At 60.8% G+C, this 12580-nt stretch carries 12 protein-coding genes; 5 read left to right on the forward strand and 7 right to left on the reverse strand.

Annotated elements, in window-relative coordinates; translation table 11 throughout:
- Positions 1 to 12: 12 nt before the first annotated feature.
- On the forward strand, positions 13 to 1260 hold the full coding sequence (locus JFU04_RS13565) for an OprD family porin (protein ID WP_201144340.1): 1248 nt from the start codon (positions 13 to 15) through the stop codon (positions 1258 to 1260).
- On the opposite strand, the gene JFU04_RS13570 is transcribed toward JFU04_RS13565, so the two are convergent.
- A complete protein-coding gene (locus JFU04_RS13570; protein ID WP_106803980.1) occupies positions 1257 to 1481 on the reverse strand; it encodes a DUF2790 domain-containing protein in 225 nt (74 codons plus the stop codon). The genes JFU04_RS13565 and JFU04_RS13570 overlap by 4 nt on opposite strands.
- A 110-nt stretch (positions 1482 to 1591) precedes the next feature.
- Here JFU04_RS13570 and JFU04_RS13575 point away from each other — a divergent pair, with 110 nt between their 5' ends.
- A complete protein-coding gene (locus JFU04_RS13575; RefSeq protein ID WP_201146389.1) occupies positions 1592 to 2527 on the forward strand; it encodes a LysR family transcriptional regulator in 936 nt (311 codons plus the stop codon).
- Between the two features lie 26 nt (positions 2528 to 2553).
- Here JFU04_RS13575 and JFU04_RS13580 read toward each other — a convergent pair whose 3' ends face one another.
- Positions 2554 to 3696 carry a cytochrome P450 gene (locus JFU04_RS13580; protein WP_201144342.1) on the reverse strand — a complete coding sequence of 381 codons (1143 nt, stop codon included), beginning with the start codon at positions 3694 to 3696 and terminating at the stop codon, positions 2554 to 2556.
- A 74-nt stretch (positions 3697 to 3770) separates the two neighbouring features.
- Between JFU04_RS13580 and JFU04_RS13585 the strand changes: the two genes are divergently transcribed.
- Complete coding sequence (locus JFU04_RS13585) at positions 3771 to 4538, forward strand: ArsR/SmtB family transcription factor (protein ID WP_201144344.1); 768 nt, start codon at positions 3771 to 3773, stop codon at positions 4536 to 4538.
- A gap of 106 nt (positions 4539 to 4644) precedes the next feature.
- Here the strand turns inward: JFU04_RS13585 and JFU04_RS13590 are convergent, their stop codons facing one another.
- Positions 4645 to 5226, reverse strand: coding sequence for a helix-turn-helix domain-containing protein (locus JFU04_RS13590; protein ID WP_201144346.1), 582 nt, complete (start codon positions 5224 to 5226; stop codon positions 4645 to 4647).
- A gap of 153 nt (positions 5227 to 5379) precedes the next feature.
- Here JFU04_RS13590 and JFU04_RS13595 point away from each other — a divergent pair, with 153 nt between their 5' ends.
- Entirely contained in the window at positions 5380 to 6300 is a 921-nt protein-coding gene (locus JFU04_RS13595) for a DMT family transporter (protein ID WP_201144348.1), read from the forward strand.
- Between the two features lie 323 nt (positions 6301 to 6623).
- Here the strand turns inward: JFU04_RS13595 and JFU04_RS13600 are convergent, their stop codons facing one another.
- From JFU04_RS13600 to JFU04_RS13615, 4 genes are all read right to left on the reverse strand, one after another.
- A complete protein-coding gene (locus JFU04_RS13600) occupies positions 6624 to 7376 on the reverse strand; it encodes an IclR family transcriptional regulator (RefSeq protein ID WP_201144350.1) in 753 nt (250 codons plus the stop codon).
- Positions 7377 to 7530: 154 nt separating this feature from the next.
- Positions 7531 to 8850 carry an MFS transporter gene (locus JFU04_RS13605; RefSeq protein ID WP_106803974.1) on the reverse strand — a complete coding sequence of 440 codons (1320 nt, stop codon included), beginning with the start codon at positions 8848 to 8850 and terminating at the stop codon, positions 7531 to 7533.
- A 172-nt stretch (positions 8851 to 9022) separates the two neighbouring features.
- Positions 9023 to 10225, reverse strand: coding sequence for a CaiB/BaiF CoA transferase family protein (locus JFU04_RS13610; RefSeq protein WP_120448535.1), 1203 nt, complete (start codon positions 10223 to 10225; stop codon positions 9023 to 9025).
- Complete coding sequence (locus tag JFU04_RS13615; protein WP_120448536.1) at positions 10222 to 11163, reverse strand: hydroxymethylglutaryl-CoA lyase; 942 nt, start codon at positions 11161 to 11163, stop codon at positions 10222 to 10224. The genes JFU04_RS13610 and JFU04_RS13615 overlap by 4 nt, the downstream gene beginning before the upstream one ends.
- Positions 11164 to 11591: 428 nt before the next feature.
- On the opposite strand from JFU04_RS13615, the gene JFU04_RS13620 reads away from it, so the two are divergent.
- The gene (locus JFU04_RS13620; protein WP_201144352.1) at positions 11592 to 12524 is read left to right on the forward strand and encodes an SMP-30/gluconolactonase/LRE family protein; all 933 of its coding nucleotides are present in this window, start codon (positions 11592 to 11594) and stop codon (positions 12522 to 12524) included.
- Positions 12525 to 12580 lie beyond the last annotated feature (56 nt).

Here is a 12580-nt window from a genome sequence, read left to right on the forward strand (position 1 = left end):
AAGAGCAACGACATGCACACACAACGTATCTGGCTCGCCCTGTTGGGCGTGCCCCTTGCGGCGACGGCTGACGAGGGTGGTTTTCTCAAGGACTCGACGGCCACCCTGCAGGCCCGCAACTATTACTTCAGCCGCGACTTCTCCGACATCGTCGGGGCCAATCGGCAATCGCGGGCCGAGGAGTGGGGCCAGGGCTTCATCCTCACCTACAAGTCCGGCTACACCCCAGGCCCCGTGGGCTTCGGCCTGGATGCGCTGGGCACCCTGGGCCTCAAGCTCGACAGCAGCCCGGACCGGGTCAATACCGGCTTGCTGCCGGTCAAGGACGATGGCCGCGCCGCCGACGAGTACAGCCGCCTGGGGCTGACTTTCAAGGCGCGGCTGTCCAACACCGAATTGAAGGTCGGCGAGCTGCAGCCCAACCTGCCAGTGCTGGCCTTCAGCGACATCCGCCTGCTGCCCCCGAGTTACCAGGGCGTGGGCATCAGCTCCAGCGAGATCAACGGCCTGGCGTTGCAGGCCGGGCACTTGAGCACCACAAGCCTGCGCAACGAGGCGGGTGACGAAAAGATGATCGCCATGCTCGGCCATGTACCGCAGCGCGGGGCCGAGAGTGATGCCTTCGACTACGCGGGCGGCGACTATGCCTTCAACAGCAAGCGCACCAGCGTCAGTTACTGGCACGGGCAGTTGAAGGACATCTACGCCCAGGATTTCATCGGCCTCAAGCACAGCCAGCCGCTTGGAACCTGGGTACTGGGCGCCAATCTTGGCTATTACACTGCGCGCGAAGACGGCGACCGGTTGCTCGGCAAGATCGACAACCAGGCGTTTTTCTCGTTGTTGTCGGCCAAGCGCGGCGCACACACGGTCTATGTGGGTTACCAAGCGATGTACGGCGACAGCGCTTTTCCGCGCGTCTTCGCCAACATCAGCCCGCTGGGCAACGAGGTGCCGACCTATGAGTTCGCCTACACCGACGAGCGCTCGTGGCAAGTGCGCTACGACTACGATTTTGCCGCGCTGGGCCTGCCAGGACTGACCACCACCGTGCGCTACATCACCGGCGACAACGTAAAGACCGGTGCCGGCTACGAGGGCAAGGACCGCGAGCGCGACCTCGACATCGGGTACGCCGTGCAAAGTGGCGTGCTGAGTGGCCTGGGCATCCGCATCCGCAATGTGATGGCGCGCTCCAACTACCGCAGCGACATCGATGAGAACCGGCTGATCCTCAGTTACACCTGGAAGCTGCTCTAAACGCCGCCCTGGCAGGTGCCCATCACGCTGTAGTTGACCGTGTGACTGACGCCCTGGCTGTCGAGATACACCAGGGTCGCGGGCTCGACCTGGCAACTGCCGGGCACCGCTGTGACGGAAACAATCTGCTGGATATCCAGCCCCTGGCTGTCATTGCCGCCGGCGGCGAAAGCGCCGGTGGCGGTGAGCAGCAAAGCAACGCCGAGCAATCGAATTTTCATGGTGTCGTCCTCTATCAACAGGCTCCAGTGTAGTGGCTGCAGCGCCGTATTAAAGACAGGAACCGGTAAATGACCCGTACGTATTGCGTAGCAATCAAGGCCCGACGCTGATGGACGTGTTCAATGGCATGCGGGTGTTTGTGCAGGTGGTCGACAGCGGTAGCTTCGCGGCGGCGGCAGAGGTGTTGAGCCTCTCCGGCGCGCACGTCTCACGGTTGATCGCCGATCTGGAGCAGCACCTGCAGACGCGCCTGCTGCAGCGCACCACCCGACGCCTGAGCCTGACCGAGTCGGGCGAGCGTTTCCTGCTGCGCTGTCGCGGCATCCTCGACGACATCCGAGACGCCAGCGCCGAAGCCAGCGGCGCCCACCTCAACCCGCGCGGACGCCTGCGCGTGCACTGCATGAGCGGGCTGGGCGTGCTGATCACCCCGCTGATCGCACGCTACAGCGAGCTTCACCCGCAGGTGTCGATGGAGCTGAGCTTGTCCCAGCACACCCCTGATCCGCTCGAGGAGGGGCATGATGTGGTGATCTCCATCGCCCACGCGCTGCCGGATTCGGCCCTCGTCAGTCAGACCATCGGCCAGCTGTTCAGCGTGCCGTGCGCGGCGCCCCGTTACCTGGCAAACCATGGCGTGCCCGACCATCCCGAGCAACTGCTGCAACACCGGCGCCTGCACCTGCAGGATTTTCAGGAAGATGAGTGGCGCTTCCAGGGCGAGGCGGGAGACCTCAGCGTGCCCCCCGGCACCGCCTTCCGGACCAATGTGGCCGACGCCATGGTCAAGGCGACGCAAGAGGGCATGGGCATCAGCCTGTTGCCGTTCTTCAGCGCTGCCCCGGCCTTGCAGGACGGCTCGCTGCTACGCCTGCTGCCGGAATATCGGCTGCGTGAGCGCACTATCTTCGCAGTGTACCCTTCGCGGCGCTTTCTGGACGCCAAGGTGCGCACGTGGGTGACGTTTTTGCAGGCCAGCCTGCCGGCGTTGTTGGCCGAGTACGTCGGGGTGGTGGAACAACCGGGGCATTGGGCACAGCGTTGATGTGGCGGGCTGAGCAAACCCTGCGATCATCGCTGGGTGTCCCGATCACCATGGAACCTGGGAATGCGACCATTGAGGGAGGGCAGATACCGCCAGCGAAAAGCACCCACGGACGCGGCTGGCTGTCGGCGCAGCCATGCCGAGACCGCCTCGGCGGCGATCGCCAAGGCAAGCGGCTGGCCTGGACATTGATGTCTTCCCGCGCCAAAGCTGAAGGTTCGTCGCTGGGTTCGTTCGAGCAAGCAGCGATCGGGCTCCGGGTTCGCGCCGGGATCTCGGTTGGCTGAGGCGAGCAATAGGAGAACGGTATCGCCTGGCGCCAGTACGTTGCCCTCGATGTTGCATTGCTGGGCGACGAATCGCCGGGTGTTTTGCACCGGTGAGTCGTAGCGCGCCACTTCTGCCACCAGGTCTGCAACCTGCAGCCCGCCTTCAAGCAGTCCAGGCTCACGATGCAGCGCCACGAGGCTGTTGCCGATCAAGCCTGCGCTGGCTTCGCAGGTCTGCGACAACAAGCCGATCAGGTTGGCGATCAATGCCTCGCGGTCTCTCCAGGCGGTGGCTGCGCAAGCGCTTTGGACGTGGCTCAAGAAGCGGCTACTGTCATTGGCGTCGCTCAGCAGCGCGCTGAATAATTGCCTGAGTCGAGTCGCCGCGCCATGGGCGCTGTCGAGTTGAATGTCGTCGCTCAGGGGCGACAGACAGGCAACAAAATCCCGCGTCAGCCTCGCGACGTCCTGTAGCTGGCTGGCTGGGAAGCCTATCAACGCTGCAATGACGCACACCGGTACGGTGAACATCAATTCATCCAGGTGCTCGACGGGGAGGGTCTCGACCAGGCGTGCCACGAGGCCTGCGATGCATTCTGTCTCGACAGCGGCCAACGCCGGTTCGATGGCCATCCTCGGGCACATGTGCTGCGGGCCCTCGTTCATGCGCATCAAGCGAGCGAAAATCATCCCCGCGGCGCCTTGCGCAATGGCCGCGGGAACCGACTCGTCCGGCGGACGCACCCGACAGTCGGGGTGCCCGAGGAGGGCGTCGACCGCGCTGGCACTACTTGCAATCCATAACCGAAGGTCGGTATCGAAGTACAGCCCACCTTGTCGCCTGAGGTAGGCGTAATAAGGATAGGGATCGGCATGGGTCGCGGCTTCAAAAGGCGTCATTCCTGGAGTCCTGTTCACAAAGAACGGCTACTATCGAACACCTTTCATGCCGACGATTCGCTCAGGAACGAAATATGGATGCCCAAGGCAATGACAGCGCGATTTCTCGGGTAGCCGGCGCCATTGCCGAGCCTGCGAGGACCAAAATGCTGTGTGCGCTGATGGATGGCCACGCACGTACCAGTACCGAAATGGCGGTGATCGCCGACGTGAGTGCATCTACGGCGAGTGCGCATCTGGTACGGCTCAAAGACGCCGGCTTGGTAAGGCTGCATACGCAGGGTCGGCATCGCTACTACAGCCTGGCGGACGCGCAGGTGGCCCAGGCGATCGAGGCCCTCATGGTGATCAGCCAAAACGCGGACACGCGCTACGTTTCCACGACGCCGAGCCGATTGCAGTTTGCGCGTACCTGTTATGACCACATGGCAGGATCATTGGCCGTGCAGCTGCACGACCATTTCATCGCGTCAGGCTGGCTGACCGTGGCGGTTGCCGGGGACGTCCTATATCAGCTTACGGCGAGCGGCGAAACAGCCATGACGGGGTTGGGTATCGAGGTGGAAAAGGCCAGGGCCCAACGACGTCGTTTCGCGTGTTCATGCCTGGACTGGAGCATGCGCCGCCCTCATCTGGCGGGAGCGCTCGGTGCGGCTTTCCTGCAGATGCTCCTGAGCCGCCAGTGGGTTATTCAAGACCTCGACAGTCGCGCACTTGGATTGACAACCAAGGGGCGGGAAGCGCTGTCTGGCCGGTTCGGGATCACGCTTGAAAGCCCACAGGTGCAGGGATCAGTGCAGCGAAAGATCAACCGATCCGCCGAGCTGGCCTATGACGGCTGACGGATAATGTCTGGAAAGCAGCCTCTGCGTGTTCGCGGAGCATTGGCACGTTGCCGGTGACTTCGGCGCGTGGCCGGTTGTTCGTGCCGTGTCCCTGGTCGCCACCTCAAAGATGCTCGATCACCATCACCGCAGTAGTGTCGGCCTCAAGCGCTTCGAACACATGAGGCGCATTCGCCAGGTAGCTTATGTAGTCGCCCGCGTTCAGCAACACCGGTCCGTCCGCCGGGCCGATGCGGGCACTGCCACTGCACAGCACTACGTGCTCTACGGTGCCTGCCGGGTGAGGCTGAGACAGGCGGACATCGCCAGGCTGTACCTTCAACCGGTAGAGGTCGCGCCGCACTCCGGCCGGGCAGTCGGCAAGCAGTGTCGCGGCATAATTGGCCGTCTCGGCATACGTCGTCATGCCCTCGTTGGCGCGGATCACCCGCAGGGTTTGTTGGGGCTGCTCGAAGAAGCGAGTGACTTGCAAGCCCATCGCCATCGCCAACGACCACAAGGTTTCGATGCTGGGATTACCGATTCCCGACTCCAATTGAGACAAGGTCGATTTCGCCACCCCGGCGCGCTTCGCCAATTCGGTCAAGGACAGCCCGGCGGCCAGGCGTTCGCGCTTGATTGAAAGCGCCAGCAGATCGATTCGGCTGGGATTATGGCTCATGGAGCTGTTCGTTATGTCAGTCATTTGTTCTTCAAATCATCCGATTGAGAATTGACGCTCTGGGTTCGCGCGTTCATTATAGTGGTCGTTAGTTCATTATAGAGTTCTATTTGTCGAATCCTCCCGCGAACGGCGGCCTGGGTCACGGCAATGTCGACAGCAAGGAAGCCGTGAGTGATGAAGGCGCAAACCCGTGGAACGTTAGAAATGATTTCGGCCATGCTGATCTCCGGCACGGTGGGCTGGTTCGTCATCATGTCGGGGCAGAGCCCGCAGGCCGTGGTCTTCTGGCGTTGCGTGTTCGGCGCGTTGGCGATGTTGGTCGCGTGCCTGATGCTGGGGGTGCTGCGTCGCCCGCTGATCACTGCCCGGCAGTTCATTTGGGGGTGCCTGGGCGGGGTGGCGCTGATGCTCAATTGGGTGCTGCTGTTCAGTGCCTACCAGCACGCCTCAATCGCCATTGCCACGGTGGTCTACCATGTCCAGCCGTTTATGCTGGTCGGTCTGGGTGCGCTGTTTTACGCCGAACGCCTCAGCATCGCCAAGCTCGGCTGGCTGCTGGTGGCCTTCGTCGGCCTGATGCTGATCGTGTTCGCCAAGGGCGGCGGGCAGGCCAGCGGCGCCGACTACCTGCTGGGCGTCTGCCTGGCGCTGTCTTCCGCCTTCTTCTACGCGGTGGCAGCAGCGATCACCAAGCGTCTCAAGGAGGTGCCCGCGCACCTGATCGTGCTGATCCAGATGGTGGTCGGCGTGCTGGTGCTGGCCCCATTCGTGGACTTTGGAAGGGGCGACACGGTCGGGGATGCCTGGATTTACCTGATCATTATCGGCGTGGTTCATACCGGGCTGATGTCGACGCTGCTCTACAGCGCCATCCAGAAAATCCCCACGGCCCTGGTCGGGGCTCTGTCATTCATCTACCCGATCGCCGCCATCCTGGTCGACTGGGTGGCCTTCGCGCATCCGCTCAGCAGCCTGCAAGTGATTGGCGCGAGCGCCATTCTGCTGGCGGCGGCGGGCATGAACTTCGGTTGGTCACTGCGCCGTCCCGGGCCGCAGATAATCGCGCTGACTGACCGCCGTGGTCGCCAGGATTGACTTGGGCGATGTTTCAACTCGGTCACCTGTGGCTGGTGTGGCACGCGCTGTCATATGACGTTGAGGGTTGGCATACGCTGCTGGTCGCCACTCCGGGCAGATCTGTACGATGTAACCGGACCCCGCCAAGATTTGAGCTGCCATGGTTCACGCTGCAGCGCAGGAGGAAGGTAGTCATAGCAGAGCGGGTGACTCCCGGCAGCCTTGCCCAGAGCCCAACTGCCAGTGCAGATAGCAGCACCTAACCTGCGCTCGGGCGGGCCTGTGGAGGGTGCTGCGATACGCTGACGGCTCAATGGTCGCGTCAGCCTCGGTGGAACGGTTCACCCCTCGATCTTTGCACTGGCCTGCTGTAACTCCCGAGCGTCCCCCCCCAGCGCACCGGTGGCTTGGGCTGCCAGTTTCAACAGCATCTTGCGCGCACTCGTAATGGCGTCTTCGTTGAAACGCTCGGAGGGCCCCGAGAGGGTCAGGGCGCCTTTGAGTTCGTTATTCATGCCGAACACAGGTACCGACACCGCTGCGGTATCGGGATCGCGTTCGCCAAAAGAACTCGCCCAGAGTTGCTCGCGAACATTGGCAAGCGCATCAGCAACAGACGGGCCGAAAGTCCGCAGAATCTTTCCCGAAGCCCCGGCGTTAAGTGAAAAACGATCACCCTCGTGAATGGAAACCCGCACGGAACGCTTGGGTTCGACGCGGAAAAGCACCACCCGACTGTCGTTTTCGATGACGTAGAACGAGGAAGTTTCCCCGCTCTCTTGCGAGAGCGTTTCGAGTATTGGGTAGATGATGTCGCGCAGGCGAAATGAACTTTGGTAAAGCGGTGCCAGCCGAAGGGGTTCGTGGCCGATAGCGAATTGTCCGTCCGGCAATCGACGAATGTAACCGGCTCTTTCCAGGGAGATCATTAAGCGCAGGATGGTACTTTTGTAGAGACCGGTGCGGCGCGCCAATTCCGCCAGTGGCAACACGCTGCACTGCGTGTCGAAGGCGCCGAGTATGGCAAAGGCGCGGTCCACCGCGGCAACGCCGCCGTCAGCGGGATCTTTCTCAGGTTTTTCGTTACTGTTCATGGTCATTTCGGCCAGTGATTGGGCTGCAAATCCATCATCGTGAGTAAGCTCACCCCTGCGACGGGTGAGCAATTTGACGATACCTTACCCGCAGCGCCTACTCGCCGACTAGTCTGTCTGGCAGCACATCATTCTGGCCCTTAGCATTCGCTGCTCAAGCGTCACGCATGAAGAAACGCAGTGACACGGCCATCAGCGCGGCAAACAACAGTACGCAACCCATGACCATCAGGCCCGCGGTGAACGACTGCGTGGCGTCTTTCAGATAGCCCATCAGGTAGGGGCCGACGAAGCCTCCGAACGCGCCAAAGGTATTGATCAGCGCAATCCCTCCCGCGGCGGCCCGGCCCGAAAGGAACTTGGCCGGCAAGGTATAGAAGATGGTTTTCGCAGAAATCGTCCCGACCAGGGCCAGGGTGATGCCTATCAGCGCCGGGGCCAATGCGTTCATGTTCAGTGCGAACATCAACGCCAAGCCCGCCAGCACCAGCGCAATCACCAGGTTAAGGATGCCTCTGCCTGTGCGGTCGACATACTTGGCCCAGAACAGCAGGCCTAGGGTGGAGAAAAAGTACGGAATGGCGGCGACCCAGCCGATCATGCTGATTTCCACGCCATGCGCCTTGAGCATCTGTGGAAGCCAGATGCCAATGCCGTACGTGCCGATGGTGAAGCTGAAGGTGATCGAGCTGAGGATCCACACGCGTGGATCCTTGAGTACAACGCCGAAGTCATGGCGTTTCTGATCCTTGCCGGCTTCCTTTTCCAGCATGTCGTTCAGGGCGTCACGTTCTTCCTGCGTCAGCCATTTTGCTTCGCTGGGGCGGTTTGCCAGGACCTTCAATGTGATCAAACCCAGCACACACGCCGGAATGCCCTCGATCAGGAACATCCATTGCCAGCCGGCCAGGCCCCAGATGCCGTGCATCTGTAGCAACCAGATTGACAGCGGGCCGCCGACCAGAAAGGAAATAGGGGTAGCCACGGTGAACCACGCCAATACCCGTGTACGGTATTGCGCGGGGAACCACAGGGTCAGGAAGAAAATCACGCCAGGAAAGAAGCCCGCTTCCGCCACACCCAGGATGAAGCGCACGGCATAGAAACTATAAGGGCCGATAACCCAGGCTGTGGCCGCTGCGGCCAGGCCCCAGCTAATCATGATGCGGGCCATCCACACCCGGGCCCCGAAACGGTACATCGCCAGGTTGCTGGGCACTTCGCAGAGGCAGTAGCCGACGAACATAATGCCGGCGCCCAGTCCGAACTGGGCCGCAGTAAGACCGAGCTGATCGGTCATCTGCAGCGCGGCATAACCCACACTGGTGCGGTCCAGATAGTTGAAGAAATAGGCCAGTGCAAGCAGGGGAATCAAGCGCCAGGCGGCTTTTTTCATCGCTCGGCGTTGAAGTCCCGAATGCACTTCAGGCTGGGACTGGGGCAAGTGGGAAGTCGTGGTCGTGACGTTAGCCATGACTGTATCCTCGGTATTGTTGTTATGGATACCGTGGCGGGACACGCCGACGGTTCTGGCAGGATTTCGTGCGGTTCCGGCACTCCGTTCTGCGGTTCACGCCGAGCCTCCCTCGGCGCGTCAGATTTATCGGCAGCCGCAACGGGCCCAGGTTGGCCCGCCGTAGCGCCGGTCAGGCGCTCTTGATCGTGCCTGTGGCCTCCAGGGCGTCGATCGCCTCGGCGGTATAACCGAGTTGTTCCAACAGTTCCCGAGAGTGGCTACCCATTTGCGGAACATTCAGGCGTGCGCCAAAACGCTGGCCGTCCATCTCGAAAGGGAGCATCGGCACTTTCACGGTCTCGCCGTTGGGCAGCGCCAGTTCTGTCATGCCGCCGGATTCGTTGAGGTGGTGATCGTCGAACAGGTCATCCGGGCGTTGAATCGGGGAGAAGGGCAGGCCGGCCTGTTCACACAGCTTCATCACCGCCTGCTTGCTCATGCCGGCAACGCGTTCACGTACCAATGGCATAATCTGCTCGCGAGCAATCACACGCTGGTTATTACGCGCAAGAGCCGGGTCGTTGCCCAGTTCCTGGAAGTCGAAGGCGGTGCAGAACGCTTGCCATTGGCTATCGCTCACCACGCCGATAAAGACCTGTTCGTTTTCTTGATCCGTATCAAACACGTCATAGATCGCCCAGGCAGAAATGCGGCTGGGCATGGGGGCGGCGGATGCGCCCGTGACCACTTTCTGCATCATGTGCTGGGCTACCAGGAACGCCGAGTTCTCGAAGAGCCCGGTCTGGACGAATTGACCGCGTCCAGTTTCCTTGCGCTGGAGCAGGGCCGCCAGGATGGAGACGGCGCTGAACATGCCGCCCATCACATCGTTGACCGACGCACCGGCACGCAGTGGGCGCCCGACAGGGCCTGTCATGTAGGCCAACCCGGTCATCATCTGCACGACTTCGTCGAGGGCGGTGCGGTTTTCGTAGGGGCCCGGCAAGAAGCCTTTCATCGAGCTGTAGATGATGTCCGGCTTGATGGCTTTGACCTGTTCATAGCCCAGTTCCAGTTTTTCCATGGCTCCGAGGCGGAAGTTCTCGATGACCACATCGGCGGTGGCGATGAGTTTTCGCACCGCTTCCTTGCCTTCGTCGGATTTGATATCCACCGCAAAACTCTTCTTGTTGCGGTTGTAGGTCATCCAGTAGCCCGCGCCGGAGCCCATCAGGCGGCGGGTGTTGTCGCCCTCCGGCACGGGCTCAACCTTGATCACCTCGGCACCAAGATCGGCGAGCAGCAGGCCGCAGGTTGGGCCCATCACCATGTGGACGAACTCGATCACGCGGATCCCGGCCAGTGGCAGCTGTTTTTCTTCTGGCTGGTTCATACGCGCTCCTTGGCATAGGTGAAGTTCTTGCCCACGCCGGCATCGGGAATGAAGCCATACAGCGGTTCACCCGGCAGCCCTTTAACCAGCCAATCCCGTGCATGAACCAGGCGGTCAAGGTCAACGCCGGTGCGCAGGCCCATCGATTCGAGCAGGTAAACGAGGTCTTCGGTAACGATATTTCCCGAGGCGCCAGGCGCGTAGGGGCAGCCGCCAATACCGCCTTGGGAACCATCGAACGTAGTGACGCCAGCTTCCAGTGCCGCCACGACATTGGCCAGGCCCTGCCCGCGGGTATTGTGAAAATGCGCACTGCCGCTGAGTGCGCCTATTTCGTTGCGTAGCCGGATGAATAGGCGGCGCACTTGAGTGGGGTTGGCATAGCCGACGGTGTCGGACAGGCCGACCTCATCTACACCGAGTTCGGCCATTTTCACGGCAATGGCGAGGGTCTCGTCATCCGTGACCACGCCTTGAAGCGTGCAGCCAAAAGCCGTGGAGACGCCTGCTTCTATCTGGATGCCGGGGAAGCGTTCGTTGCGCAACGCAACCACGGCCTTCACCTCTTCGAACACCTGCGCGTGAGTCTTGCGGATGTTGGAGATCGAGTGCTGCTCACTGACAGAGATGGGCAGGGTGATCTTGTGTACACCGGCGTGAAAGGCCGCTTCAGCCCCACGAAGATTAGGCACCAGGGCGGTCACGTGCAGGTTCGGCAGTGTCAGCGCATGGGCCACGACGAGCGCACAGTCCGCCATTTGCGGCAGCAGCTTGGGAGGCACAAACGAACCCACTTCGATCTCGCGTAGGCCTGCTGTTGCCAGTGCCGTTATCCATTCCAGTTTGAGCTCGGTAGACATGATGGCGTTGACGCTTTGCAGGCCATCGCGCGGCCCCACTTCACTCACCAGGATGTCGATTTCAGTGGCGTCTTTCACAGTAGGTTCTCCTCATCTGCGGGACAGCCTGTTGAACATTCACGCAATGCGGCGGTTAGGAAAAGCACGTATTGTTATGTTTGTTCTGTCAGGCAGAATATTGTTCTATTCCTAGTATTGGCCTTGAAAATACCTGCTGTCAACGGCTGTCTTGATGCACTCACACCCCCATGCCTCTGGCGCTTTCAAAGGGTTTCTGGTTATCCCGCGGAATAATTTTTGCTCTGCGCGCGCAACGCCCCAGCGAAATCTCGCGCTTGACAGGCAATCAAAATGCTTGGAAAGTTATTCCGCTAGAAGGAATGTTGTTCTATCAGACAGAACAAATAAAAACAAAAACCTCTGTGCATCTGGACGGCAAGGCGTTACCTGAAGCAATTAGGTTCGCCTTCCTTGTCACGATGCCAGTTGATACGCGGAGTGCTGCCATGAGCCTGTATCCCCCACCTCAGGAGAGGACCACCGAGGTCTTCACCCGGCTGCCCGAGAAGTTCTGGCGCAACGGCGACTCGGATTGGGTTCGTGCCAACAAACCGGGCCAGAAGGTTGCCAGTTTTCTGGAAGGACCCTCCTTCGACCGGGCCGGCAATCTTTACGTGACCGATATCCCCTACGGCCGCATCTTTCGCATTTCACCGCAGGGGGAGTGGGAGTTGGTCGTGGAGTACGACGGCTGGCCCAATGGCCTGAAAATTCATGGTGATGGCAGAATTTTCATTGCCGACTACAAGCGCGGCATCCTGGTCCTGGACCCGCTAAGCAAGCGCATTGAGCCTTTCCTTACCCACCGCCGCAGCGAGGGCTTCAAGGGCGTCAATGACCTGTTTTTCGATCATGAAGGGCGTCTCTACTTCACCGACCAGGGCCAGACCGGCATGCACGACCCCAGTGGCCGTGTGTTTCGCTATGACCTGGAAAGCCAACGTCTGGATTGTCTGTTGGATAACGGAGCGAGCCCCAATGGCCTGGTCATGGACCTGCACGAGCAAGCATTGCTTGTGGCCATGACCCGGGGCAATTCGATCTGGCGCCTGCCCATTCAATCGGACGGCACGACGTCCAAGGTCGGAGTGTTCACGGCGATGGCAGGCGGGGTGAGCGGCGCGGACGGCATTGCACTGGATGACCAGGGCAACCTGTTCGTTTGCGATGCGGGTAATGGCTGCGTATGGGTCTTCGATCGCCATGCGGTGCCTCTCTATCGCCTGCGGTCCTGCACCGAAGGACGGACCTTGACCAACCTGGCGTTTGGCGGTGAAGGCAACCGGCACCTGTTCGTCACCGACTCTTCAACCGGCCACATCCTCAAGATAGCCATGGAGCATCCTGGCAAGCCGATGTTCTCGCACGCCACTACGTAACTACAGATACGCAAGCCAAAGGCGCGTGGATTCGATTCGCCTCGAACCGCGCTAAT

It is taken from the genome of Pseudomonas sp. TH21 (assembly GCF_016651025.1).
Classification (GTDB): Bacteria; Pseudomonadota; Gammaproteobacteria; order Pseudomonadales; family Pseudomonadaceae; genus Aquipseudomonas; species Aquipseudomonas aylmerensis.